Annotated in this window: 19 protein-coding genes; 3 read left to right on the top strand and 16 right to left on the bottom strand. The window is 70.3% G+C overall.

Features of this window, described 5'->3' with window-relative positions; all coding sequences use genetic code 11:
- The first annotated feature begins 3 nt into the window (after positions 1-3).
- Positions 4-2,976 (top strand): fumarate reductase/succinate dehydrogenase flavoprotein subunit, encoded by a 2,973-nt coding sequence (locus tag ACFZDI_RS05320; RefSeq protein WP_391247824.1) that lies wholly within the window; start codon positions 4-6, stop codon positions 2,974-2,976.
- Positions 2,977-3,023: 47 nt separating this feature from the next.
- Here the strand turns inward: ACFZDI_RS05320 and recQ are convergent, their stop codons facing one another.
- From recQ to ACFZDI_RS05395, 15 genes are all read right to left on the bottom strand, one after another.
- Positions 3,024-5,135: a DNA helicase RecQ gene (gene recQ, locus ACFZDI_RS05325; protein WP_391248055.1), complete on the bottom strand. Its 2,112-nt coding sequence runs from the start codon at positions 5,133-5,135 to the stop codon at positions 3,024-3,026.
- 217 nt (positions 5,136-5,352) lie between these two features.
- Positions 5,353-7,002 carry an NADH-quinone oxidoreductase subunit NuoN gene (nuoN, locus tag ACFZDI_RS05330; protein WP_361109629.1) on the bottom strand — a complete coding sequence of 550 codons (1,650 nt, stop codon included), beginning with the start codon at positions 7,000-7,002 and terminating at the stop codon, positions 5,353-5,355.
- Entirely contained in the window at positions 6,999-8,570 is a 1,572-nt protein-coding gene (locus ACFZDI_RS05335; protein WP_234849600.1) for an NADH-quinone oxidoreductase subunit M, read from the bottom strand. Before ACFZDI_RS05335 ends, nuoN begins: the two co-directional genes overlap by 4 nt.
- A 5-nt stretch (positions 8,571-8,575) precedes the next feature.
- The gene (gene nuoL, locus ACFZDI_RS05340) at positions 8,576-10,540 is read right to left on the bottom strand and encodes an NADH-quinone oxidoreductase subunit L (RefSeq protein ID WP_234849601.1); all 1,965 of its coding nucleotides are present in this window, start codon (positions 10,538-10,540) and stop codon (positions 8,576-8,578) included.
- Between the two features lie 15 nt (positions 10,541-10,555).
- A complete protein-coding gene (gene nuoK / locus ACFZDI_RS05345) occupies positions 10,556-10,855 on the bottom strand; it encodes an NADH-quinone oxidoreductase subunit NuoK (protein ID WP_003992252.1) in 300 nt (99 codons plus the stop codon).
- On the bottom strand, positions 10,852-11,697 hold the full coding sequence (locus ACFZDI_RS05350; protein ID WP_234849602.1) for an NADH-quinone oxidoreductase subunit J: 846 nt from the start codon (positions 11,695-11,697) through the stop codon (positions 10,852-10,854). The genes nuoK and ACFZDI_RS05350 overlap by 4 nt, the downstream gene beginning before the upstream one ends.
- Positions 11,694-12,359, bottom strand: a complete 666-nt coding sequence (gene nuoI, locus ACFZDI_RS05355; RefSeq protein ID WP_391247827.1) for an NADH-quinone oxidoreductase subunit NuoI — start codon at positions 12,357-12,359, stop codon at positions 11,694-11,696. The genes ACFZDI_RS05350 and nuoI overlap by 4 nt, the downstream gene beginning before the upstream one ends.
- Positions 12,352-13,749: an NADH-quinone oxidoreductase subunit NuoH gene (nuoH, locus tag ACFZDI_RS05360; protein ID WP_361109638.1), complete on the bottom strand. Its 1,398-nt coding sequence runs from the start codon at positions 13,747-13,749 to the stop codon at positions 12,352-12,354. The genes nuoI and nuoH overlap by 8 nt, the downstream gene beginning before the upstream one ends.
- Positions 13,746-16,250, bottom strand: coding sequence for an NADH-quinone oxidoreductase subunit G (locus tag ACFZDI_RS05365; protein WP_391247830.1), 2,505 nt, complete (start codon positions 16,248-16,250; stop codon positions 13,746-13,748). The genes nuoH and ACFZDI_RS05365 overlap by 4 nt, the downstream gene beginning before the upstream one ends.
- Positions 16,247-17,593: an NADH-quinone oxidoreductase subunit NuoF gene (gene nuoF, locus ACFZDI_RS05370; protein ID WP_268839673.1), complete on the bottom strand. Its 1,347-nt coding sequence runs from the start codon at positions 17,591-17,593 to the stop codon at positions 16,247-16,249. Before nuoF ends, ACFZDI_RS05365 begins: the two co-directional genes overlap by 4 nt.
- On the bottom strand, positions 17,593-18,453 hold the full coding sequence (gene nuoE, locus ACFZDI_RS05375; protein ID WP_361109644.1) for an NADH-quinone oxidoreductase subunit NuoE: 861 nt from the start codon (positions 18,451-18,453) through the stop codon (positions 17,593-17,595). Before nuoE ends, nuoF begins: the two co-directional genes overlap by 1 nt.
- Entirely contained in the window at positions 18,450-19,772 is a 1,323-nt protein-coding gene (locus tag ACFZDI_RS05380) for an NADH-quinone oxidoreductase subunit D (RefSeq protein ID WP_053669589.1), read from the bottom strand. The genes nuoE and ACFZDI_RS05380 overlap by 4 nt, the downstream gene beginning before the upstream one ends.
- A complete protein-coding gene (locus tag ACFZDI_RS05385) occupies positions 19,769-20,509 on the bottom strand; it encodes an NADH-quinone oxidoreductase subunit C (RefSeq protein ID WP_234849608.1) in 741 nt (246 codons plus the stop codon). The genes ACFZDI_RS05380 and ACFZDI_RS05385 overlap by 4 nt, the downstream gene beginning before the upstream one ends.
- Positions 20,506-21,060, bottom strand: a complete 555-nt coding sequence (locus tag ACFZDI_RS05390) for an NADH-quinone oxidoreductase subunit B family protein (protein ID WP_030610600.1) — start codon at positions 21,058-21,060, stop codon at positions 20,506-20,508. The genes ACFZDI_RS05385 and ACFZDI_RS05390 overlap by 4 nt, the downstream gene beginning before the upstream one ends.
- 13 nt (positions 21,061-21,073) lie before the next feature.
- Entirely contained in the window at positions 21,074-21,433 is a 360-nt protein-coding gene (locus tag ACFZDI_RS05395; RefSeq protein ID WP_003992243.1) for an NADH-quinone oxidoreductase subunit A, read from the bottom strand.
- A gap of 724 nt (positions 21,434-22,157) precedes the next feature.
- On the opposite strand from ACFZDI_RS05395, the gene ACFZDI_RS05400 reads away from it, so the two are divergent.
- A complete protein-coding gene (locus ACFZDI_RS05400; protein WP_234849609.1) occupies positions 22,158-22,997 on the top strand; it encodes a C40 family peptidase in 840 nt (279 codons plus the stop codon).
- A gap of 429 nt (positions 22,998-23,426) precedes the next feature.
- Here ACFZDI_RS05400 and ACFZDI_RS05405 read toward each other — a convergent pair whose 3' ends face one another.
- Positions 23,427-24,719 carry a geranylgeranyl reductase family protein gene (locus ACFZDI_RS05405; RefSeq protein WP_361109647.1) on the bottom strand — a complete coding sequence of 431 codons (1,293 nt, stop codon included), beginning with the start codon at positions 24,717-24,719 and terminating at the stop codon, positions 23,427-23,429.
- Between the two features lie 98 nt (positions 24,720-24,817).
- Between ACFZDI_RS05405 and ACFZDI_RS05410 the strand changes: the two genes are divergently transcribed.
- Complete coding sequence (locus tag ACFZDI_RS05410) at positions 24,818-25,342, top strand: GNAT family N-acetyltransferase (RefSeq protein WP_391247834.1); 525 nt, start codon at positions 24,818-24,820, stop codon at positions 25,340-25,342.
- Positions 25,343-25,412: the final 70 nt, after the last annotated feature.

Here is a 25,412-nt window from a genome sequence, read left to right on the forward strand (position 1 = left end):
CCGGTGACCACCTCCGTGAACCCCCCTGCGGACACCCCCCTGGCCGTCCCGTCCCTCGCCGACGCCGAGGAACTGACCTGCGACGTCCTCGTCATCGGCGGCGGCACCGCCGGCACCATGGCCGCCCTGACTGCCGCCGAGCACGGCGCGAACGTGCTGCTGCTGGAGAAGGCGCACGTCCGCCACTCCGGCGCGCTCGCCATGGGCATGGACGGCGTCAACAACGCGGTCATCCCGGGCCGGGCCGAACCCGACGACTACGTCGCCGAGATCACCCGTGCCAACGACGGCATCGTCGACCAGTCCACCGTCCGCCAGACGGCCACCCGCGGCTTCGGCATGGTGCAGCGGCTGGAGTCCTACGGCGTGAAGTTCGAGAAGGACGAGCACGGCGACTACGCCGTCCGCCAGGTGCACCGCTCCGGCTCCTACGTGCTGCCGATGCCGGAGGGCAAGGACGTCAAGAAGGTCCTGTACCGGCAGCTGCGGCGGCGCGAGATGCGGGAGAGGATCCGCATCGAGAACCGGGTCATGCCGGTGCGTGTCCTCACCGCCGGGGGCCGGGCCGTGGGGGCGGCCGGCTTCAACACCCGCACCGGGCAGTTCGTCCAGGTCCGCGCGGGCGCGGTGATCCTCGCGACCGGCGCCTGCGGCCGTCTCGGCCTGCCCGCCTCCGGCTACCTCTACGGCACCTACGAGAACCCCACCAACGCGGGCGACGGCTACGCCATGGCCTACCACGCGGGCGCCGAACTCACCGGCATCGAGTGCTTCCAGATCAACCCGCTGATCAAGGACTACAACGGCCCGGCATGCGCCTACGTCGCCAACCCCTTCGGCGGCTACCAGGTCAACCGGCACGGCGAGCGCTTCGTCGACTCCGACTACTGGTCCGGCCAGATGATGGACGAGTTCGCCGCCGAGGTGGCGTCCGACCGGGGTCCCGTCTACCTGAAGCTGAGCCACCTCCCCGAGGAGTCGGTCTCGGCCCTGGAGACGATCCTGCACTCCACCGAGCGCCCCACCCGCGGCACCTTCCACTCCGGCCGCGGCCACGACTACCGCACCCACGACATCGAGATGCACATCTCCGAGATCGGCCTGTGCGGCGGCCACTCCGCCTCCGGTGTCCGTGTCGACGAGCACGCCCGCACCACCGTGCCCCGCCTGTACGCGGCCGGCGACCTGGCCTGCGTGCCGCACAACTACATGATCGGCGCGTTCGTCTTCGGCGACCTCGCGGGAGCGGACGCCTCCCAGTACTCCGCGTACGAGGGGGAGTTGCCGGGCGACCAGCTGCGCGAGGCGCACGAGCTGATCTACCGCCCGCTGCGCAACCCCGACGGCCCGCCGCAGCCCCAGGTCGAGTACAAGCTGCGCCGCTTCGTCAACGACTACGTGGCCCCACCCAAGTCCGGAGCCCGGCTGTCGCTGGCCCTGGAGGCGTTCCAGCGGATGCACACGGACATCGCCGAGATGGGCGCCCGCACCGCGCACGAGCTGATGCGCTGCGCCGAGGTCACCTTCATCCGGGACTGCGCGGAGATGGCCGCGCGCTCCTCCCTGGCCCGCACGGAGTCCCGCTGGGGCCTCTACCACGACCGCATCGACCACCCCCAGCGGGACGACGCGTCCTGGTTCCACCACCTCGATCTGCACAAGTCCCCCTCTGGTGCCATGGAGTTCACGGCACGTCCCGTGGCTCCCTATCTCGTTCCCGTCGACGGCTTCGACCCCGTCGGCGGCCCCTCACGTGACCTCGGCGAGGTGCATGCCGAGGATGTGGCCACGGCCGGCTCGCGGGACGTGGCGCCGGTCGCCTCCGCCGTGGGAAGCCCACTGCCGGAGCCGGCTCCGGCACCGCAGGCCCCGGTCACCGCGCCGTCCGGTGAGCAGTCCGCCACCCGCCTCCTCGAACTCGTCGCCCTCGCCGAGGAGGAGCCCGAACTCGGCGCCCTGCGGCCGTATCTGACCGACCCCGTGCCCGCCGTCCGCCGCGAGGCCGTCGCCGTGCTCACCGAGACCCTGCCGCCCGGGACGGGCACCGCTCTCGCCGCCGCCCTGCGCGACACCGCCGCCGAGGTGCGGGCCGCCGCTGCCGCGTCCCTGCGTGAGCTCGTCGAGACGCTCCCGGCCGAGCCCGACCTGCGCGACGGCCTCGCCGCCGCCCTGGCCGAGCCGGACCCCGTGGTCCGGGCCGCGGCACTGGACGTCCTGCGCGCCCTGCGCCTCGGGGACGCCGCCCTCTTCGCGGCCTCCCTCACCGACTCCGACATCGCCGTCCGCATCGAGGCCGTCCGCGCCCTGGTGTCGGTCGACGCCGCCGGCGAACTGGCCGGTGCGGCCCTCTCCGACCCCTCTCGCGAGGTCCGGGTCGCCATCGCCAAGGGCCTCGCGACGGTGAGTGCCGAGCAGTCGACCGCCGTTGGCCCGGCCACGGTGGATGCCGAGCGGCAGAGCGCCGAGCGCAAGGCCACGGTGGATGCCGAGCGGCAGAGCGCCGAGCGCAAGGCCACGGTGGATGCCGAGCGGCAGAGCGCCGAGGCCCCGGCCACGGTGGGCGCCGAGGAGTCGGCGTCTGGCGCAACGGCCGCCGTCGATCCCACCCTCGCCGCCATCGAAGCGGCCCTCACCGGCCTCCTCGACGACCCCGATGCCCTGGTGCGGGCCGCGGCCTACGGAGCACTCGGCACCACCGGCTGCCCGGCGCCCCTCGTATCACGCGCGGTGGCGGCCCTGTCCGAGGCGGCCTGGCAGGTACGGGCCGGAGCCGCCACGGCCCTGTCCGTCGCCGAACCCGACGTGGCCGTCCCGGCCCTGGCCAAGACCCTGGGGGACGCCAACGCCGATGTCCGCAAGGCCGCCGTCCTGGCACTGACCCGGCATCGCGCCACGGAGGAGGCCCGGGCAGCCCTCGCCACGGCGACGACCGACTCCGACGCGGACGTCAGGGCGTACGCGGGACGGGCGTTGTGACCGGCACGGCGGCTCGCCGCTGCCGGTGACGCGGCCGGCGCCCGGCCCTATATCCAGTCGTCGGGCTCCGGCTCCTCGTCCATCTCCGGCCAGTGATCCGGCTCGCCCGCGTCATGGCCGGGGGCGTGAGCCGGGGCCGGGGACGAGTCGCCCGCGGGAGCGGAGCCCGACGGCCCGCCCAGCGACGCGAGCACCTCCAGCACGCCCTCGCCGTACGTGGTGAGCTTCTTCTCGCCGACTCCGCTGATCCCGCCGAGCTCCCGCACCGACGTCGGCCACACCGTGGCGATCTCCCGCAGCGTGGCGTCGTGGAAGATCACATATGCCGGGACGCCCTGCTCACGGGCCTGCTCGGCGCGCCAGGCGCGCAGCGCCTCGAACGCCGGCAGCAGTTCCTCGGGCAGCTCGGCGGCGACGGCCTTGCCCTTTCGCTCGCCCCGCCCGGAGCCCGCGGAGGAGGACCCCGACCGGGAGGACGCCGGCTTCTTCGGCTCCTTGCGCAGCGGCACCTCCCGCTCCCGCCGCAGCACCGCCCCGCTGGCCTCGGTCAGCACCAGCGTGCCGTACTCGCCCTCCACCGCGAGCAGCCCCTGGGCGAGCAACTGCCGGATGACACCCCGCCATTCGCCCTCGGTGAGCTCCTCGCCGATGCCGAACACGGACAGCTGGTCGTGGTCGAACTGGATGACCTTGCCGGTCCGTTTCCCCAGCAGGATGTCGATGATCTGCACCGCGCCGAACTTCTGCCCGCGCTCGCGCTGCAGCCGGACGACCGTCGACAGGGCCTTCTGCGCCGCGACGGTGCCGTCCCAGGTCTCCGGTGGGGTCAGGCAGGTGTCGCAGTTGCCGCAGCCGGACGGGTCGGGGTCCTGGCCGAAGTAGGCCAGGAGCTGACCCCGGCGGCACTGGGCCGTCTCGCACAGGGCCAGCATCGAGTCCAGGTGGGCCTGGGCCCGGCGCCGGAAGGCCTCGTCGCCCTCACCGGACTGGATCAGCTTGCGCTGCTGTATGACGTCGTTCAGCCCGTAGGCCATCCAGGCCGTCGAGGGCAGCCCGTCCCGGCCGGCCCGGCCGGTCTCCTGGTAGTAGCCCTCGACCGACTTGGGCAGGTCGAGGTGGGCGACGAAGCGGACGTCCGGCTTGTCGATGCCCATGCCGAAGGCGATGGTCGCCACCACGACCAGGCCGTCTTCGCGCAGGAAGCGGGACTGGTGGGCCGCGCGCGTCCCCGCGTCCAGACCCGCGTGGTACGGCACCGCCTCGACGCCGTTGCGGCTGAGGAACTCGGCGGTTTTCTCCACCGAGTTGCGCGACAGGCAGTAGACGATGCCCGCGTCGCCCGCGTGCTCCTCGCGCAGGAAGCTCAGCAACTGCTTCTTGGGGTCGGCCTTGGGCACGATCCGGTACTGGATGTTGGGCCGGTCGAAGCTCGCCACGAAGTGGCGGGCCGTCGGCATGTTCAGCCGCTGGGTGATCTCCTGGTGCGTGGCGCGGGTGGCCGTCGCCGTGAGCGCGACCCGCGGCACGTCCGGCCAGCGCTCGCCGAGCAGCGACAGCGCGAGGTAGTCGGGCCGGAAGTCGTGGCCCCACTGGGAGACGCAGTGCGCCTCGTCGATCGCGAAGAGGGAGATCTTGCCGCGGGAGAGCAGGTCGAGCGTGCTCTCCAGCCGCAGCCGCTCAGGGGCCAGATACAGCAGGTCCAGCTCGCCGGCGAGGAACTCGGCCTCGACCGTCCGCCGCTCGTCGAAGTCCTGCGTGGAGTTCATGAACCCGGCCCGCACGCCGAGCGCCCGCAGCGCGTCCACCTGGTCCTGCATCAGGGCGATGAGCGGGGAGACGACCACACCCGTACCGGGTCTGACCAGGGACGGGATCTGGTAGCACAGCGACTTGCCACCGCCGGTCGGCATGAGGACGACGGCGTCACCGCCCGCCACCACGTGTTCGATGACGGCTTCCTGCTCGCCGCGGAAGGCGTCGTACCCGAAGACCCGGTGCAGCGCGGCCAGCGCCTCGCTCACGTCGGCGCCGAGGGGCCCGCCGGGTCCGCTGCCCGCGCCGATCCCGGCACCAGTCACGGTCGCGCCGGTCCCAGCCGTCCCGGTCCCGGTCACCGCGTCCTGTTCCGTCATCACACCTGTCCCGCCCGTCGCGCCCATCGTTGCGTCCCCCGTGCGTCGCGCCTCGACCACTGCCTCGGCCACTGCGTCCACCATAGGCGTCCGCACCGACAGCCCCGCAGTTATCCACAGGTCCCGCCGCCCGGCGGAGACCGCGTCCGCACACGGGTTCGGCCGAGGTCCGGCGGCCGACCGGGAAACGCCGTGGGACCCGGCTCCCGAAGGAGACCGGGTCCCACGCAGAGGTACACGGACGTCAGCGGACGAAAACGCCCGCCTGGCCCGCCAGGTCCAGGAAGTACTGCGGCGCCACACCGAGCACCACCGTGACCGCCACGCCCACCCCGATCGCCGTCATCGTCAGCGGTGACGGCACGGCCACCGTCGGGCCCTCCGGCCGCGGCTCGCTGAAGAACATCAGCACGATCACGCGGATGTAGAAGAACGCGGCGATCGCCGACGAGATCACACCGATCACGACGAGCGGTGCCGCCCCGCCCTCCGCCGCCGCCTTGAACACGGCGAACTTCCCGGCGAAGCCGGACGTCAGCGGAATGCCGGCGAAGGCCAGCAGGAACACCGCGAACACCGCCGCCACCAGCGGCGACCTGCGTCCGAGCCCGGCCCACTTGGACAGGTGCGTCGCCTCACCGCCCGCGTCACGGACGAGGGTGACCACCGCGAAGGCGCCGATCGTCACGAACGAGTACGCCGCCAGGTAGAACAGCACGGAGGAGACACCGTCGGGCGTGGTCGCGATGACACCCGCGAGGATGAAGCCGGCGTGCGCGATCGACGAGTACGCCAGCAGCCGCTTGATGTCGGTCTGCGTGATGGCGACGATCGCACCGCCCAGCATCGTGACGATGGCCACGGCCCACATCACCGGCCGCCAGTCCCAGCGCAGGCCCGGCAGCACGACGTACAGCAGCCGCAGCAGCGCGCCGAACGCCGCCACCTTCGTGGCCGCCGCCATGAAGCCGGTCACCGGCGTCGGAGCGCCCTGGTACACGTCCGGTGTCCACATGTGGAACGGCACCGCGCCCACCTTGAACAGCAGCCCCATCACCAGCAGCGCGGCGCCGATCAGCAGCAGCGCGTCGTTGCCCATGGTGTCGGCGAGCGCCGGGTTGACGTCCTGCACGGTGCCGTCGACGACCTGCGCGATCGTGGCGTACGACATCGACCCCGCGTAGCCGTACAGCATGGCGATGCCGAACAGGGTGAACGCGGAGGCGAAGGCGCCCAGCAGGAAGTACTTGACCGCCGCCTCCTGCGACATGAGCCGCTTGCGGCGGGCCAGCGCGCACAGCAGGTACAGCGGCAGGGAGAGGACCTCCAGCGCCACGAACAGCGTCAGCAGGTCGTTGGCCGCCGGGAAGATCAGCATGCCGGCGACGGCGAACATCAGCAGCGGGAACACCTCGGTGGTGGTGAACCCGGCCTTGACCGCGGCCTTCTCGCTCTCGCTGCCCGGCACGGAGGCGGCCTGGGCGGCGAAGGAGTCGACGCGGTTGCCGTGCGCCTCCGGGTCGAGGCGCCGCTCGGCGAAGGTGAACAGGCCCACGAGAGCCGCCAGCAGGATCGTGCCCTGGAGGAACAGGGCCGGTCCGTCGACGGCGATCGCGCCCATCGCCGCGATGTGTGCCTTGGTCGTGCCGTACCCGTCGGCCGCGAGCGCCACGACCGCGGCGAAGGCCGCGGCGAGGGCGACGACGGACACGAACATCTGGGCGTAGTAGCGGGACTTCCGCGGGACGAACGCCTCGATCAGGATCCCGACGATCGCCGCGCCGACGATGATCAGAGTGGGGGCGAGCTGCCCGTATTCGATCTTCGGCGCGTCGATCTTGGCGATCGGGTCGGCCGCGTTTGTCCACAGGCTGTGGACGGCTGTTGCGCTCACTTGGCCGCCTCCACCTCGGGCTGGGGGTCCTTCTTCTGGACGTCGGACATGGTCTGCTTGACCGCCGGATCGATGATCTGCGTGACGGGCTTCGGGTAGACGCCCAGGAAGATCAGCAGGACGACCAGCGGGGCGACGACGACGAGCTCACGGACCCGGAGGTCCGGCATCGCGGAGACCGCCGGTTTCACCGGGCCCGTCATCGTCCGCTGGTAGAGGACGAGGGTGTAGAGCGCGGCGAGGACGATGCCGAAGGTGGCGATGATGCCGATCACCGGGTAGCGCGTGAACGTGCCGACCAGGACCAGGAACTCACTGACGAACGGCGCCAGCCCCGGCAGCGACAGCGTCGCGAGGCTGCCGATCAGGAACGTGCCGGCGAGCACCGGGGCGACCTTCTGCACACCGCCGTAGTCGGCGATGAGCCGCGAGCCGCGCCGGGAGATCAGGAAGCCCGCGACCAGCATCAGCGCGGCCGTCGAGATGCCGTGGTTGATCATGTAGAGCGTCGCCCCGGACTGGCCCTGGCTGGTCATCGCGAAGATGCCCATGATGATGAAGCCGAAGTGGGAGATCGACGCGTACGCCACCAGCCGCTTGATGTCCCGCTGGCCGACCGCGAGCAGCGCCCCGTAGATGATGCTGATCAGGGCGAGGACGAGGATCACGGGCGTCGCCCACTTGCTGGCCTCCGGGAAGAGCTGGAGGCAGAAGCGGAGCATCGCGAAGGTGCCGACCTTGTCGACGACCGCCGTGATGAGCACGGCTACCGGGGCCGTCGACTCCTGCATGGCGTTGGGCAGCCAGGTGTGCAGCGGCCACAGCGGCGCCTTCACCGCGAACGCGAAGAAGAACCCGAGGAACAGCCAGCGTTCGGTGTCGGTCGCCATGTCGAGGGTGCCGCCCGCGCGGGCCTCGGCGATCTCCTGGAGCGAGAAGTTCCCGGCGACCACGTACAGGCCGATCACCGCGGCCAGCATGATCAGACCGCCGACCAGGTTGTAGAGGAGGAACTTCACGGCCGCGTACGAGCGTTGCGTCGCCGCCGCCTTCTCGCCGTGCTCGTGAGCACGGTCCCCGAAGCCGCCGATGAGGAAGTACATCGGGATCAGCATGGCTTCGAAGAAGATGTAGAAGAGGAAGACGTCGGTGGCCTCGAAGGAGAGGATCACCATCGCCTCGACGGCCAGGATCAGGGCGAAGAAGCCCTGCGTCGGCCGCCACCGCCTGCTACCGGTCTCCAGGGGGTCGGCGTCGTGCCAGCCCGCCAGGATGATGAACGGGATGAGCAGCGCCGTGAGCGCGATGAGCGCCACCGCGATGCCGTCCACGCCCAGCTCGTAGCGGACGCCGAAATCGGCGATCCAGGCGTGCGACTCGGTGAGCTGGTAGCGGTCGCCGTCCGGGTCGAAACGGACCAGGACGACGATCGCCAGGACGAGCGTGGCGAGCGAGACGAGCAGCGCCAGCCACTTGGCGGCGGTGCGCTTCGCGGCCGGTACGGCGGCCGTGGCGATCGCCCCGACGGCCGGGAGCGCCGCTGTCGCTGTCAGCAGAGGAAAGGACATCGGTATCAGACCGCCCTCATCAGCAGGGTCGCGGCGACGATGACCGCGGCGCCGCCGAACATCGAGACCGCGTAGGAGCGGGCGAAGCCGTTCTGCAGCCTGCGCATCCGCCCGGACAGGCCGCCGACCGAGGCCGCCGTGCCGTTGACGACGCCGTCGACCAGGGTGTGGTCGACGTAGACCAGGGACCGCGTGAGGTGTTCGCCGCCGCGGACCAGGACGACGTGGTTGAAGTCGTCCTGGTACAGGTCGCGCCGGGCGGCCCGGGTGAGCAGCGAACCGCGCGGGGCGACGGCCGGGACCGGGCGGCGGCCGTACTGGGCCCAGGCGAGGGCGACGCCGATGATCATGCAGGCGACGGTCGCGGTGGTGACCACGCCCGCACTGATCGGCGGATTGCCGTGGCTGTGTCCCGTGACGGGCTCCAGCCAGTGCAGGAACCGGTCGCCGATGCTGAAGAACGCGCCGCCGGCCACCGATCCGACGGCCAGCACGATCATCGGGATCGTCATGATCTTCGGCGACTCGTGCGGGTGCGGCGGGGTGTACTCGCCGCGCGTCTCGGCGGCGGGCTCCACGTCGGGCCGGGCCGGGGACGGCGTCGGGGCGTTGCGCCAGCGCTCCTCGCCGAAGAACGTCATCAGCATCACGCGCGTCATGTAGAACGCGGTGATGGCCGCGCCGAGCAGGGCGCAGGCGCCGAGGATCCAGCCCTCGGTGCCGCCCTTGGCGAACGCCGCCTCGATGATCTTGTCCTTGGAGAAGAAGCCGGACAGGCCCGGGAAACCGATGATGGCCAGGTAGCCGAGGCCGAAGGTGACGAAGGTGACGGGCATGTACTTCCGCAGGCCGCCGTAGCGGCGCATGTCGACCTCGTCGTTCATTCCGTGCATGACGGAACCGGCGCCGAGGAACAGACCGGCCTTGAAGAAGCCGTGCGTCACCAGGTGCATGATGGCGAAGACGTAGCCGATGGGGCCGAGGCCCGCGGCGAGGATCATGTAGCCGATCTGCGACATCGTCGAACCGGCGAGGGCCTTCTTGATGTCGTCCTTCGCGCAACCGACGATCGCACCGAACAGCAGCGTGACCGCGCCGACGATGGTGACGACCAGCTGCGCGTCCGGGGCGCCGTTGAACACGGCCGCGGAGCGGACGATCAGGTAGACACCGGCCGTCACCATGGTCGCCGCGTGGATGAGGGCCGAGACCGGGGTCGGGCCCTCCATCGCGTCCCCGAGCCAGGACTGCAGCGGCACCTGGGCGGACTTGCCGCAGGCGGCGAGGAGCAGCATCAGGGCGATCGCAGTCAGCTTGTCCTCACCGGCGGCGCCCGCGAGCCCGGCCTCCCCGTGGCCGCCGAGCACCGGCCCGAAGGCGAAGGTGCCGAACCACAGGAACATCAGCATGATCGCGATGGACAGGCCCATGTCGCCGACGCGGTTGACCAGGAAGGCCTTCTTGGCGGCAGTGGCGGCGCTGGGCTTGTGCTGCCAGAAGCCGATCAGCAGGTAGGAGGCGAGACCGACGCCCTCCCAGCCGACGTACAGCAGCAGGTAGTTGTCGGCGAGGACCAGGATCAGCATCGCCGCGAGGAACAGGTTCAGATAGCCGAAGAAGCGGCGGCGCCGCTCGTCGTGCTCCATGTACCCGACGGAGTACAGGTGGATCAGCGATCCGACGCCCGTGATCAGCAGCACGAACGTCATGGACAGCTGGTCGAGCTGGAAGGCGACGTCCGCCTGGAAGCCCTCGACCGGGATCCAGCTGAACAGGTGCTGGCTCAGGACGCGGTTCTCGGCGTCCTGGCCGAGCATGTCGGTGAACAGCACCAGCCCGAGCACGAAGGAGACGGCCGCGAGCGCGGTGCCGAGCCAGTGGCCGACGGCGTCCAGCCGCCGGCCGCCGCACAGCAGGACCGCCGCTCCGAGCAGGGGCGCCGCCACCAGCAGCGCAATGAGGTTCTCCACGATTTCTCCGACCCCTTACAGCTTCATCAGGCTGGCGTCGTCGACCGAGGCCGAGTGGCGGGCACGGAACAGGGACACGATGATCGCGAGCCCGACCACGACCTCGGCGGCGGCGACGACCATCGTGAAGAAGGCGATGATCTGGCCGTCGAGGTTGCCGTGCATCCGGGAGAAGGCGACGAACGCGAGGTTGCAGGCGTTGAGCATGAGCTCGATGCACATGAACACGACGATCGCGTTGCGCCTGATCAACACGCCGGTGGCGCCGATCGTGAACAACAGGGCCGCGAGGTAGAGGTAGTTGACGGGGTTCACTTGGACGCCTCCTCGGACCGCTGGAACTTCGCCGGCCCGACCGCCCTGCGCTCCAGACGCTCCTCGGACCGCTGCTCCAGGGCCTTGAGGTCGTTGAGCGCCTCCTGCGACACGTCACGGATCTGGCCGCGCTCGCGCAGGGTCTTGCTGACGGTGAGGTCGGACGGGGTGCCGTCGGGCAGCAGACCCGCGATGTCGACCGCGTTGTGCCGGGCGTACACACCGGGCGCCGGCAGCGGCGGCAGGTACGTGCCCTGGCGCACGCGCTGCTCGGCGAGCTCCCGCTGCGTCTTGGCGCGCTCGGTGCGCTCGCGGTGCGTGAGCACCATGGCGCCGACGGCGGCGGTGATGAGCAGGGCGCCGGTGATCTCGAACGCGAAGACGTACTTGGTGAAGATGAGGGCCGCCAGACCCTCGACGTTGCCCCCGGCGTTGGCCTGGCCGATGCCGTTGAAGTCCGTCAGGGAGGCGTTGCCGATGCCGCCGATCAGCAGGACTCCGAAGCCGAGGCCGCACAGCAGGGCCAGCCACCGCTGCCCCTTGATGGTCTCCTTCAGGGAGTCCGCCGCGGTGACGCCGACGAGCATCACGACGAACAGGAACAGCATCATGATCGCCCCGGTGTAGACGACGATCTGGACGACGCCCAGGAAGTAGGCGCCGTTGGCGAGGTAGAACACCGCCAGGACGATCATGGTGCCGGCGAGGCAGAGCGCGCTGTGCACGGCCCTCTTCATGAGGATGGTGCACAGGGCGCCGATCACCGCGACGGTGCCGAGGATCCAGAACTGGACGGCCTCTCCGGTGGAGGTGGAGTAGGCGGCGGCGAGCTGGGCGGTCATCGGCCGATCACTCCCTCCGACGCGGGTTCCGTCCCGCCGAAGGTCGAGTCGGCCTCCTGGACGACCTCGCCCTTGGAGTGGTCGACCTGCCGCTCGGTGCCGGGCGCGGCCTCCGTCACCAGGCCCCGGTAGTAGTCCTGTTCGTCGGTGCCGGGGTAGAGGGCGTGGGGCGAGTCGACCATGCCCTCCTCCAGACCGGCGAGCAGCTGCTCCTTGGTGTAGATGAGGTTGGCGCGGCTGGAGTCGGCCAGCTCGAACTCGTTGGTCATCGTGAGCGCCCGGGTGGGGCAGGCCTCGATGCACAGGCCGCACAGGATGCAGCGGGCGTAATTGATCTGGTAGACGCGGCCGTACCGCTCGCCCGGCGAGTAGCGCTCCTCGTCGGTGTTGTCCGCGCCCTCCACGTAGATGGCGTCGGCGGGACAGGCCCAGGCGCACAGTTCACAGCCGACGCACTTCTCCAGGCCGTCCGGGTGGCGGTTGAGCTGGTGCCGTCCGTGGAAGCGCGGTGCCGTGGTCTTCTGCTGCTCCGGGTACTGCTCGGTCAGCCGCTTCTTGAACATGGCCTTGAAGGTCACGCCGAAGCCGGCCACGGGGTTCTGGAAACCGGGCTTGGTGTCCTTGGGTTCCGCACCCTTCGAACGCTCGAGTTCCTCAGCCATCGGACGCCTCCTTTCCATCCGTAGATCCGCCCAGAGATCCGTCACTCTGAGTATCGGCCCCACCACTGACAATCAGCTCCCGCTCACGGCGCGAGCGGCGCGGGACCGGCGGAAGTTCCTGTCCGGGCAGGGGCGGTACGGGGAATCCTCCCGCCATCGGGTCGAAGGCGGCCGGTGCCTCGGCCGGCTGTTCGGCCTTCTTGGCCTTCTCGCGGAACATGTCGGCGACGAAGGAGAGCAGCAGCAGGGCGAGCACGCCGCCGCCCACGTAGAGGGCGATGTCGGCGAAGTCGTAGCCCTCGTTCCGGAAGGCCCGGACGCTCGCGACGAGCATCAGCCACACCAGGGAGACCGGGATCAGGACCTTCCAGCCGAGCTTCATCAGCTGGTCGTAGCGCACGCGCGGGAGGGTGCCGCGGATCCAGATGAACATGAACAGCAGCAGCTGGACCTTGACGGTGAACCACAGCAGCGGCCACCAGCCGTGGTTGGCGCCCTCCCAGAAGGTGCTGATCGGCCAGGGGGCCCGCCAGCCGCCGAGGAACAGGGTGGTGGCGACGGCCGAGACGGTCACCATGTTGACGTACTCGGCGAGCATGAACATCGCGAACTTGATCGACGAGTACTCGGTGTTGAAGCCGCCGACCAGGTCGCCCTCGGACTCGGGCATGTCGAAGGGGGCGCGGTTGGTCTCGCCGACCATCGTCACGATGTAGAGGACGAAGGAGACCGGCAGCAGCACGATGTACCAGCGGTCGGCCTGCTGCTCGACGATCGTCGAGGTCGACATGGACCCCGAGTAGAGGAAGACGGAGGCGAAGGCGGCGCCCATCGCGATCTCGTAGGAGATCATCTGCGCGCAGGAGCGCAGGCCGCCCAGCAGCGGGTACGTCGAGCCGGAGCTCCAGCCCGCCAGCACGATGCCGTAGATGCCGACGGAGGCGACCGCGAGGATGTAGAGCATCGCGATCGGCAGGTCGGTGAGCTGCATCGTGGTGCGCTGGCCGAAGATCGAGATCTCGTTGCCGGCCGGGCCGAAGGGGATCACCGCGATCGCCATGAAGGCCGGGATGGCCGCGACGATCGGCGCGAGGACGTACACCACCTTGTCCGCGCGCTTGACGACGACGTCCTCCTTGAGCATCAGCTTGATGCCGTCGGCGAGCGACTGGAGCATGCCCCAGGGGCCGTGCCGGTTCGGGCCGATGCGCAGTTGCATCCAGGCGACGACCTTGCGCTCCATGACGATGGAGACCAGCACGGTCACCATCAGGAAGGCGAAGCAGAACACCGCCTTGATGACGACCAGCCACCACGGGTCGGTGCCGAACATCGAGAGGTCTTCTGCGGCGAGGTACGGGCTCGTGCCGCCGCCTCCTCGAAGGCTCATGCCTCCACCTCCTTGGGGGCCTCGCCGGCGAGCGTCGCCGGACCGATGCGGACGAGGGAGCCGGGCCGCGCCCCGGTGTCGGAGGCGACGCCGCCGCCGGCGGAGTTCAGCGGCAGCCACACCACCCGGTCGGGCATCTCGCTGATCTGGAGCGGGAGTTCCACCACGCCCTGCGGACCGGTCACCGCGAGCAGGTCGCCGTCCTTGACGCCCGCCTCGGCCGCCGTCGCGGACGACACACGCGCGCGGGCCGCGTGCCGCGTCCCGGCGAGTGCCTCGTCGCCCTGCTGGAGGAGACCCTGGTCGAGCAGCAGCCGGTGCCCCGCGAGCACGGCCTCCCCGGTGGCCGGCCGCGGCAGTGCGGCCGCGGTCTCCAGGGGCTCACCGGCCCGCGGGCCGTCCCAGGCGCCGAGCCGGTCGATCTCGCCGCGCACGGCGCGCAGGTCCGGCAGCCCGAGGTGGACGTCCATGGCGTCGGCCAGCATCTGCAGCACGCGCGCGTCGGTGGGCGCGGAGCGGCGGGTCATCTGGTCCGGCTTGAGCGCCGCCTCGAAGAAGCGGATCCGGCCTTCCCAGTTGAGGAAGGTGCCGGCCTTCTCGGCGACCGCGGCGACGGGCAGCACGACGTCGGCCTTGCGCGTGATCTCGCTCGGCCGCAGCTCCAGCGAGACCAGGAAGCCCACTTCGTCGAGCGCCGCACGCGCGCGTGCCGGATCGGGCAGGTCGGCGATCTCCACACCCGCCACCAGCAGGGCCTGGAGCTCCCCGGTCGCGGCGGCCTCCACGATCTGGCCGGTGTCACGGCCGTAGCGGTGCGGGAGACCGGCGACGCCCCAGACGGCGGCGACCTCGTCCCGCGCGCGCGGGTCGGTGGCCGGGCGCCCGCCCGGCAGCAGCGACGGCAGCGCGCCCGCCTCGATCGCGCCGCGTTCCCCGGCCCGGCGCGGGATCCACACCAGCCGGGCGCCGGTCGCGGCGGCGGTGCGGGCGGCGGAGGTGAGCCCGCCGGCCACGGCCGCCAGCCGCTCGCCGACGACGATCACCGCGCCCTCGGCCCGCAGGGCCTCGGCGGCGAGCGCACCGCCGTCCTCCAGGCCGGCGCCGCTCGCGAGCGCGTCCAGCCACTCGGTCTCGGTGCCGGGAGCCGCCGGGAGCAGGGTGCCGCCGGCCTTCTCCAGTCCCCGGGTGGCGTGCGTGGCGAGCGAGAAGGTCTTCTGGCCGTGCTTGCGCCAGGCCTTGCGCAGCCGCAGGAAGACGCCGGGCGCCTCCTCCTCCGCCTCGAACCCGACCAGCAGGACGACGGGGGCCTGCTCCAGCAGGGTGTACGTGACGCCCGTGCCGTCGAGGTCCCGGCCCCGCCCGGCGACCTGGGCCGCCAGGAAGTCGGCCTCCTCGCTGCTGTGCACGCGCGCGCGGAAGTCGATGTCGTTGGTGTCGAGGGCCACGCGCGCGAACTTGCTGTACGCGTAGGCGTCCTCGACGGTGAGGCGGCCGCCGGTCAGGACACCGGTGCGGCCCCGCGAGGCCAGCAGTCCCTGGGCGGCGATCTGGAGTGCCTCCGGCCAGGAGGCCGCCTCCAGCTCGCCCTCGGCGTTGCGCACCAGCGGCGTCTCGAGCCGGTCCCGCTGCTGCGCGTACCGGAACCCGAACCGCCCCTTGTCGCAGATCCACTCCTCGTTGACCTCGGGGTCGTTCGCCGCCAGGCGCCGCATGACCTTGCCGCGCCGGTGGTCGGTACGGGTGGCGCAGCCGCCGGAGCAGTGCTCGCACACCGACGGGGAGGACACCAGGTCGAAGGGGCGGGAGCGGAATCGGTACGCCGCCGAGGTCAGCGCGCCGACCGGGCAGATCTGGATGGTGTTGCCGGAGAAGTACGACTCGAACGGGTCGCCCTCGCCGGTGCCGACCTGCTGGAGCGCGCCCCGCTCGATCAGCTCGATCATCGGGTCGCCCGCGACCTGGTTGGAGAACCGGGTGCAGCGGGCGCACAGCACGCACCGCTCGCGGTCGAGCAGCACCTGCGTGGAGATCGGGACGGGCTTCTCGTAGGTCCGCTTGCGGCCGTCGAAGCGGGAGTCCGCGTCACCGTGCGACATGGCCTGGTTCTGCAGGGGGCACTCGCCGCCCTTGTCGCAGACCGGGCAGTCCAGGGGGTGGTTGATGAGCAGGAGCTCCATCACGCCCTTCTGGGCCTTCTCCGCGACCGGCGAGGTGAGGTGGGTCTTCACCACCATCCCGTCGGTGCAGGTGATGGTGCAGGACGCCATCGGCTTGCGCTGGCCCTCGACCTCGACGATGCACTGCCGGCAGGCCCCGGCCGGGTCGAGCAGGGGATGGTCGCAGAACCGGGGGATCTCGATGCCGAGCTGCTCGGCGGCCCGGATGACCAGGGTGCCCTTGGGCACGCTGATCTCGGCGCCGTCGATCGTCAGCGACACGAGGTCCTCCGGCGGGACCGCCGCCTCTCCCCCGCCGGAGGGAGCGCTGGTGGTCACGGTCATGCGTTCACCTCCGTGCGGTCGGCCCAGGCCGTCGACTTGGCCGGGTCGAAGGGACAGCCCCGGCCCGTGATGTGCTGCTCGTACTCCTCGCGGAAGTACTTGAGCGAGGAGAAGATCGGCGAGGCGGCGCCGTCACCGAGGGCGCAGAAGGACTTGCCGTTGATGTTGTCGGCGATGTCGTTCAGCTTGTCGAGGTCGGACATCTGTCCCTTGCCGGCCTCGATGTCGCGCAGCAACTGCACGAGCCAGTAGGTGCCTTCGCGGCAGGGCGTGCACTTGCCGCAGGACTCGTGGGCGTAGAACTCCGTCCAGCGCGTGACGGCGCGGACCACGCAGGTGGTCTCGTCGAAGCACTGGAGTGCTTTCGTGCCGAGCATGGAACCGGCGGCGCCCACTCCTTCGTAGTCAAGGGGGACGTCGAGGTGCTCGTCGGTGAACATCGGCGTCGAGGAGCCGCCCGGCGTCCAGAACTTGAGGCGGTGCCCGGGGCGCATCCCGCCGCTCATGTCGAGCAGCTGGCGCAGCGTGATCCCGAGCGGCGCCTCGTACTGGCCGGGGCTGGCGACGTGGCCGGAGAGGGAGTAGAGCGTGAAGCCGGGCGACTTCTCACTCCCCATCGACCGGAACCATTCCTTGCCCCGCTGCAGGATCGCGGGAACCGACGCGATCGATTCGACGTTGTTCACCACAGTCGGGCACGCATAGAGGCCCGCGACGGCAGGGAAGGGGGGACGAAGCCGCGGTTGGCCACGGCGGCCTTCGAGCGAGTCCAGCAGTGCGGTCTCCTCACCGCAGATGTACGCGCCCGCGCCCGCGTGCACGGTGATGTCGAGGTCGAGTCCGCTGTCCAGGATGTTCTCGCCGAGGAAGCCCGCCTCGTAGGCCTCGCGCACGGCGGAGTGCAACCGTCGCAGTACGGGGACGACTTCACCCCGCAGATAGATGAAGGCGTGCGACGACCTGATGGCGTAACACGCGATGATCATGCCCTCGATGAGGCTGTGCGGGTTCGCGAAGAGGAGCGGGATGTCCTTGCACGTCCCCGGCTCCGACTCGTCGGCGTTGACAACCAGATAGTGCGGCTTTCCGTCCCCCTGGGGAATGAACTGCCACTTCATCCCGGTGGGGAAGCCCGCGCCGCCGCGCCCGCGCAGACCGGAGTCCTTGACGTAGGCGATCAGGTCGTCCGGTGACATGGCGAGCGCCTTGCGCAGCCCCTCGTAGCCGTCGTGCCGCCGGTACACGTCCAGCGTCCAGGACCTGTCCTCGTCCCAGAAGGCCGAGAGCACCGGTGCGAGCAGCTTCTCGGGGCTCATGTCTTTCAGCTCGGGTGCCAAGGTCATCACTCCCCCTCCTCGGCGGTGGGCCCGGCCGGGTGGGCCGGGTCGGAGGCCGATGTGTCCTGCGGCGCGTCGTGCGAGCTCAAGTGCTCCGTCGGTGACGGCTCGTGCGGCGCCCCGGTGCGGGCCGCCTCACCGCGCGGGTGCACCACACGGGCGGGAGAGGCCTCGCCCTTGGCGAGCTTCAGGCCGACCAGGGAGGCGGGTCCCGCGCTTCCCCCGGACTCCACGGCCCCCTCCCGCTCGTCGGGGAAGCCGGCCAGGATCCGGGCGGTCTCCTTGAAGGTGCACATGCGCGCCCCGCGGGTGGGGGTGACCGGCCGGCCCGCGCGCAGGTCGTCGACGAGGCTCTTGGCGCTGGCGGGGGTCTGGTTGTCGAAGAACTCCCAGTTGACCATCACGACCGGCGCGAAGTCGCAGGCCGCATTGCACTCGATGTGCTCCAGGGTGACCTTGCCGTCGCCGGTGGTCTCGCCGTTGCCGACGCCGAGGTGCTCCTGGAGCTCCTCGAAGATGGCGTCCCCGCCCATCACCGCGCACAGGGTGTTGGTGCACACCCCGACCTGGTAGTCACCGCTCGGCCGGCGGCGGTACATGGTGTAGAAGGTGGCGACCGCGGTGACCTCGGCGGTGGTCAGGCCGAGCACGTCCGCGCAGAACTGCATCCCGGTGCGGGTGACGTGCCCCTCCTCGGCCTGCACCAGGTGCAGCAGCGGCAGCAGGGCGGACCGGGAGTCCGGGTAGCGGGCGACGACCTCGCGCGCGTCCGTCTCCAGACGGGCCCGGACGTCGTCCGGGTAGGCGGGTGCGGGCAGTTCGGGCATGCCCAGGCTGACGCCCCGCTCGGAAGACGATGTGGTCACCGGTCGACGCCTCCCATCACGGGGTCGATGGACGCCACCGCGACGATGACGTCGGCGACCTGGCCGCCCTCGCACATCGCCGCCATGGCCTGCAGGTTGGTGAAGGACGGGTCGCGGAAGTGGACCCGGTAGGGGCGAGTGCCGCCGTCGGACACGACGTGCACCCCGAGTTCGCCCTTGGGCGACTCGACCGCCGCGTAGGCCTGTCCCGGCGGGACGCGGAAGCCCTCGGTGACGAGCTTGAAGTGGTGGATCAGGGCCTCCATGGAGGTGCCCATGATCTTCTTGATGTGGTCGAGGGAGTTGCCGAGGCCGTCGGGGCCGAGGGCGAGCTGGGCCGGCCAGGCGATCTTCTTGTCGGCGACCATGACCGGGCCGGGCTGGAGCCGGTCCAGGCACTGCTCGACGATCCTCAGCGACTGGCGCATCTCCTCCAGCCGGATGAGGAAGCGGCCGTAGGAGTCGCAGGTGTCGGCGGTCGGGATCTCGAAGTCGTACGTCTCGTAGCCGCAGTAGGGCTGCGCCTTGCGCAGGTCGTGCGGCAGGCCGGTGGAGCGCAGGATCGGGCCTGTCGCGCCGAGAGCCATGCAGCCGGCCAGGTCGAGGTAGCCGACGTCCTGCATACGGGCCTTGAAGATGGGGTTCCCGGTGGCGAGCTTGTCGTACTCCGGGAGGTTCTTCTTCATCTTCTTCACGAACTCGCGGATCTGGTCCACCGCGCCGGGCGGCAGGTCCTGGGCGAGTCCGCCGGGGCGGATGTACGCGTGGTTCATCCGCAGGCCGGTGATCAGCTCGTAGATGTCGAGAATGAGTTCACGATCACGAAAGCCGTAGATCATGATCGTGGTCGCGCCGAGTTCCATGCCGCCGGTGGCGATGCACACCAGGTGGGAGGAGAGCCGGTTCAGCTCCATCAGGAGCACGCGGATGATCGAGGCCCGGTCGGGGATCTGGTCCTCGATGCCGAGGAGCTTCTCCACGCCGAGGCAGTACGCCGTCTCGTTGAAGAACGGCGTCAGGTAGTCCATGCGCGTCACGAACGTGGTGCCCTGGGTCCACGTCCGGTACTCGAGGTTCTTCTCGATGCCGGTGTGCAGGTAACCGATTCCGCAGCGGGCCTCGGTGACGGTCTCGCCGTCGATCTCCAGGATCAGGCGGAGCACACCGTGGGTGGACGGGTGCTGGGGGCCCATGTTGACGACGATGCGCTCGTCGTCGGCGCGGGCGGCGGTCTCGACGACCTCGTCCCAGTCGCCGCCGGTGACCGTGTAGACGGTGCCTTCGGTGGTCTCGCGAGGAGAAGCGTGCGAGGTGCTCATGAGTACGACCTCCGCTGGTCCGGAGCCGGGATCTGGGCGCCCTTGTACTCGACGGGGATGCCGCCGAGGGGGTAGTCCTTGCGCTGCGGGAAGCCCTGCCAGTCGTCCGGCATCATGATCCGCGTCAGGGCGGGGTGGCCGTCGAAGACGATGCCGAAGAAGTCGTACGTCTCGCGCTCGTGCCAGTCGTTCGTCGGATAGACCGAGAACAGCGACGGGATGTGCGGGTCGCTGTCGGGGGCGCTGACCTCCAGGCGGATCACCCGGTTGTGGGTGATCGAGCGCAGGTGGTAGACGGCGTGCAGCTCGCGGCCCTTGTCGTTCGGGTAGTGCACGCCGCTGACGCCGGTGCACAGCTCGAAGCGCAGGGCGGGGTCGTCGCGCAGGGTGCGGGCGACGCGGACGAGGTGCTCGCGCTCGATGTGGAAGGTGAGCTCGTCCCGGTCGACGACCGTCTTCTCGATGGCGTTGTCCGGGAGCAGTCCCTGTTCCTCCAGGGCGCCCTCCAGCTCGTCGGCGACCTCGTCGAACCAGCCGCCGTAGGGGCGGGCCGCCGGTCCCGGGAGCCGGACCGAGCGGACCAGGCCGCCGTAGCCGGAGGTGTCTCCGCCGTTGTTCGCCCCGAACATGCCGCGCTGGACGCGGATCTCCTCGCCACCCTGGCCGCGCTGGCCCGGGAGGTTCTCCGCGGAGAGGTCCTTCTCGGGATTGACACCGTTGCCGTTCGCGTCGCTCACCGCAGCAGCCCCTTCATCTCGATGGTGGGCAGCGCCTTGAGCGCCGCTTCCTCCGCCTCGCGGGCCGCCTCCTCGGCGTTCACGCCGAGCTTGGAACTCTGGATCTTCTGGTGGAGCTTGAGGATCGCGTCCAGGAGCATCTCCGGCCGGGGCGGACAGCCGGGGAGGTAGATGTCGACCGGCACGATGTGGTCGACGCCCTGCACGATGGCGTAGTTGTTGAACATGCCGCCGGACGAGGCGCAGACCCCCATGGAGATCACCCACTTGGGGTTCGGCATCTGGTCGTAGACCTGCCGGAGCACCGGCGCCATCTTCTGGCTCACCCGGCCGGCGACGATCATCAGGTCCGCCTGGCGGGGCGAGCCCCGGAAGACCTCCATGCCGAAGCGCGCCAGGTCGTAGCGGCCGGCGCCGGTGGTCATCATCTCGATGGCACAACAGGCGAGGCCGAAGGTGGCGGGGAAGACCGAGGCCTTGCGCACCCAGCCCGCGGCCTGCTCGACGGTGGTCAGCAGGAAGCCGCTCGGCAGCTTTTCTTCGAGTCCCATGACGTGTGGCCCCTCAGTCCCATTCCAGGCCGCCGCGCCGCCATACGTACGCGTACGCGACGAAGACGGTGAGCACGAAGAGCAGCATCTCCACGAGCCCGAAGATCCCCAGGGCGTCGAAGGTGACGGCCCAGGGGTAGAGGAAGACGATCTCGATGTCGAAGACGATGAAGAGCATCGCCGTCAGGTAGTACTTGATGGGGAAGCGCCCGCCGCCGGCCGGCGTGGGGGTCGGCTCGATACCGCACTCGTAGGCCTCGAGCTTGGCCCGGTTGTACCGCTTGGGCCCGATCAACGTGGCCATGACCACGGAGAAGATCGCAAAGCCTGCCCCGAGGGCTCCCAGTACGAGGATGGGCGCATAAGCGTTCACCGCTCCTCGCTCCTCTCAGTCGGCACTGACTGCTGGCGGTTTGCATCGGGCTCACATCCGCCCCACCCGTCCCTCGAACCCCGCCCGCCCCGGCGAAGATCGGGAACATGTGAAGCAGGTCACAAGCCCAACCGCGTGCATCTTATGCCCGACGCTCTGTGATCTGCGACACGGGGTATTCCACAAGCTTTGTGATCTCCACCACCTGACGATCGATCATGAAGTCGGATGAGCGGTGATCTTCACACGCGAAGCGTCCGAGTGATCACGAGAGGTGACATTTTGGCTCGTCAGCGCAGGCCGGGGGGGCGTCTCAATATCAAGAGGGTTCTCTTGCATGCAAATTGGCGGTGGACTTGATCTCTTGATAGAGGCGCGTTCACACGTGAGGGGGGTGCGCGGGGCGGGGTGTGGACGCGTGCACGCGTTCACGATCTCCGCGGGCTCGTGACCCGGTCGCGATCTCCACACCCGGACGCGACCGGAAGGGCGGCCGTTCCGTGACCTCCGCCACATCGACGAGGGGTCCGTGAGAACGGGGCTTGGCCAATCAACCCCACCGATGGTAAGCGCGGGGCAATTCGGGCGTATTGATCAAACACCGTGATCACAGGCCGGTCACGGTGTGCCCGCAATGTCCGTTACGGCGTCAATAAAGGTGCTCGTTGGGGGGTTTTGGGGGCCCGATTGAGCAACTGTGGCGCAGCACACGTTTCTTGAAGATATGAAGGAGCCCCTGGTACCGGTTATTCCCATGTCCCACACCGCTCACATACGCAGCCACCGGAAGCCCCGCCGCAGCGCGACCTCATCGATCGCCCTGCGCGCCGGAGTGGCCGGTGGCGTTCTCAGCATGGCAGCGGCGGGCGCGTCGGCCTCGGCGAACGCCGCCGAGCCGGTGACGCAGACCATCGAACTGCCCACCCTGACGGCCGATATGTCCGCTCAGGTCGCCCAGTCCGCTGCCGCCACCCAGCAGGCCGCCGCGAACTACGAGCTGCGCGCCGAGCGTGACGCCGCCGCCGCCAAGGCCGCCGCGGAGGCCAAGAAGGACCTCGCCGCCGCGAAGAAGAAGGCGGAGGCCAAGAAGGAGGCCGCCGAGGCCGCCCGCAAGGCCGCCGCCGAGCGCGCCAACCGCAGCACCGAGCGCGCCACCCTCTCCGCGTCCGCGTCCGCCTCCACGTCCACGTCCACCTCGGCGCCCGCCAGCGGCAGCGTCGCGACGGTCATCGCGTTCCTCAAGGCCCAGGTGGGCGACGCCTACGTCATGGGTGCCACCGGCCCCAACGCCTGGGACTGCTCCTCGCTGGTGCAGGCCGCGTACAAGCAGGTTGGTGTGGACCTGCCGCGCGTCTCGCAGGACCAGTCGATGTCCGGCACGGACGTCCCGCTGTCCAGCATCCAGGTCGGCGACATCCTGTACTGGGGCGGCAAGGGCTCCGCGTACCACGTGGGTGTCTACATCGGGAACGGCCAGTACCTCGACGCGGCCAACCCCTCCAAGGGCGTCGTCATCCAGGACCTGTCGGGTTACCCGGCGTCGGGCGCGGTGCGCGTCCTCTGACGTCGCACACCGTCTGACCCTGTCTCCGCACATACGGGCTCGGGGGCCGCTGCCGCATCAAGGCAACGGCCCTCCCGGCCTGTCCGGGGTCCGTCGGGCCCCCGACCCTCCGCCCCCGCCCCCGAGGCGCTCCAGTGGCCCTCAGAAGCCGCCCTGAACGCCACACGGCATCACGCCCCGGCCCTGCGCTTCCGCCCCTTCGGCATCGTGCGCCCGAATTGTCCCGACGTGGCCGAGTGTTGGGGGTGAGCGGCACGAGCGCGCCGCCCGGGTCACTCCCCTGACGGGCCGGTGGTCCCGTACGCCCGAAAAGCCCCTTGTCGGCATCGCGGCGTCGAACGCGTGACGGCAGGCCGGGGCCCCGTCGGTCTCACCCGCACCCGCCAGTCACCCGCGCCCGCAGGGCGGGCGCGCACGTCGTCCGCCCGCTCAGGCCTTCGGGGCCACTCGGCTCAGCCCGTTGATGATGCGGTCCATCGCGTCGCCGCCCGTGGGGTCGGTGAGGTTCGCGAGGAGCTTCAGCGTGAACTTCATCAGCATCGGGTGCGTGAGACCGCGCTGGGCCGCGATCTGCATGACCTTCGGGTTGCCGATGAGCTTCACGAAGGCGCGGCCGAGCGTGTAGTAGCCGCCGTAGGTGTCCTTGAGGACGCGCGGGTAGCGCTGGAGGGCCAGTTCACGGCTGGCGGGCGTCGGCCGGGCGTGGGCCTGGACGATGACGTCGGCGGCGATCTGTCCGGACTCCATGGCGTAGGCGATGCCCTCGCCGTTGAAGGGGTTCACCAGGCCGCCGGCGTCACCGACGAGCAGCAGGCCCTTGGTGTAGTGCGGTTGGCGGTTGAAGGCCATCGGCAGCGCGGCGCCGCGGATCGGGCCGGTCATGTGATCCGGCGTGTAGCCCCAGTCCTCCGGCATGGACGCGCACCAGGCCTTGAGGACCTCGCGCCAGTCCAGCTCCTTGAAGGAGTCGGAGGTGTTGAGCACGCCCAGGCCGACGTTCGAGGTGCCGTCGCCCATGCCGAAGATCCAGCCGTAGCCGGGCAGCAGGCGGTCCTCGGCGCCGCGGCGGTCCCACAGCTCCAGCCAGGACTCCAGGTAGTCGTCCTCGTGGCGCGGGCTGGTGAAGTACGTGCGCACCGCCACGCCCATCGGCCGGTCCTCGCGGCGGTGCAGGCCCATCGCCAGGGACAGCCGGGTGGAATTGCCGTCGGCAGCGACGACGAGCGGCGCGTGGAAGGTGACCTCGCGCTTCTCCTCACCGAGCTTGGCGTGCACGCCCGTGATGCGGCCGGTGCGGTCGTCGACGATCGGCGCCCCCACGTTGCACCGCTCGAACAGCCGGGCGCCGGCCTTCTGGGCCTGCCGGGCGAGCTGCTCGTCGAAGTCGTCGCGCTTGCGGACGAGGCCGTAGTCGGGGAAGGAGGCGAGATCCGGCCAGTCGAGCTGGAGCCGCACCCCGCCGCCGATGATGCGCAGCCCCTTGTTGCGCAGCCAGCCGGCCTCCTCCGAGATGTCGATGCCCATGGCCACCAGCTGCTTGACCGCACGCGGGGTGAGGCCGTCGCCGCAGACCTTCTCGCGGGGGAACTCGGTCTTCTCCAGCAGGAGGACGTCGAGCCCCGCCTTGGCGAGGTGGTAGGCGGTGGTGGAGCCCGCCGGCCCCGCGCCCACGACGATCACATCGGCGGTGTTCTCCGAGAGGGGCTCGGTCACGACACTCACGGCGGGATCTCCCCAAGGTTCGGAATTGATGTGCCGAGCGGCACTCGACATGGGCAGTCTATGCAGCGGTATTCATCACCCGGCTGAAGGGCTGCCCCGTGAATCGAGCTCTCCCCGACGTACGGCTCCGAGTCCCCACGCACGAGGACGCGTTCGCGTGGCACCGGATCTTCGACGACCCGGACGTCATGGAGTTCCACGGCGGCAGGGCCGCGGAGCTCTCGGTCTACGAGGAGCTCACCGCCCGCCAGCGCCGGCACGACGCCGAGCTCGGCTTCTGCCTGTGGACCGTGCTCGACGAGTCGGGGCAGGTCATCGGCTTCACCGGCGCCCAGCCGTGGGAGCGGTCCTGGGGCCCGGCCGGCGAGATCGAGATCGGCTGGCGGCTGGGCCGGGAGCACTGGGGCAAGGGCTATGTGACGGCTGCCGCGCAGCGGACCCTGGAGCGGATGCGGGAGGTCGGCGTCCCGGGCGTGGTCGCGATGGTCGACGCCCGCAACAGCCGGTCCATCGCGGTGACGCAACGGCTGGGGATGCGTCTGGCCGAGACGTTCACGACCCCGGCCTCGCAGCGGGCGGGGCACTGCTACCGGCTCGATCTCCGGGCCGTTGACGCACCGTAGTCGTCTGCCACAGAACGACATCTGTCGCTTCCGGTCGGTACGGGGCCGGAGTTACCCTTCCCGTACCGCT

Origin of the sequence: Streptomyces sp. NPDC007907 (genome assembly GCF_042959365.1) — a bacterium.
Classification (GTDB): domain Bacteria; phylum Actinomycetota; class Actinomycetes; order Streptomycetales; family Streptomycetaceae; genus Streptomyces; species Streptomyces indiaensis.

Coding starts and splice junctions, on each gene's coding strand:
- ACFZDI_RS05400 (WP_234849609.1), top strand. CDS start 22,158: ATGAAGGAGCCCCTGGTACCGGTTATTCCCATGTCCCACACCGCTCAC.
- ACFZDI_RS05390 (WP_030610600.1), bottom strand. CDS start 21,060: ATGGGACTCGAAGAAAAGCTGCCGAGCGGCTTCCTGCTGACCACCGTC.
- ACFZDI_RS05335 (WP_234849600.1), bottom strand. CDS start 8,570: ATGTCCTTTCCTCTGCTGACAGCGACAGCGGCGCTCCCGGCCGTCGGG.
- ACFZDI_RS05350 (WP_234849602.1), bottom strand. CDS start 11,697: ATGACCGCCCAGCTCGCCGCCGCCTACTCCACCTCCACCGGAGAGGCC.
- nuoF (WP_268839673.1), bottom strand. CDS start 17,593: ATGACCTTGGCACCCGAGCTGAAAGACATGAGCCCCGAGAAGCTGCTC.
- recQ (WP_391248055.1), bottom strand. CDS start 5,135: ATGGGCGCGACGGGCGGGACAGGTGTGATGACGGAACAGGACGCGGTG.
- nuoH (WP_361109638.1), bottom strand. CDS start 13,749: ATGAGCCTTCGAGGAGGCGGCGGCACGAGCCCGTACCTCGCCGCAGAA.
- ACFZDI_RS05365 (WP_391247830.1), bottom strand. CDS start 16,250: ATGACCGTGACCACCAGCGCTCCCTCCGGCGGGGGAGAGGCGGCGGTC.
- nuoI (WP_391247827.1), bottom strand. CDS start 12,359: ATGGCTGAGGAACTCGAGCGTTCGAAGGGTGCGGAACCCAAGGACACC.
- ACFZDI_RS05380 (WP_053669589.1), bottom strand. CDS start 19,772: ATGAGCACCTCGCACGCTTCTCCTCGCGAGACCACCGAAGGCACCGTC.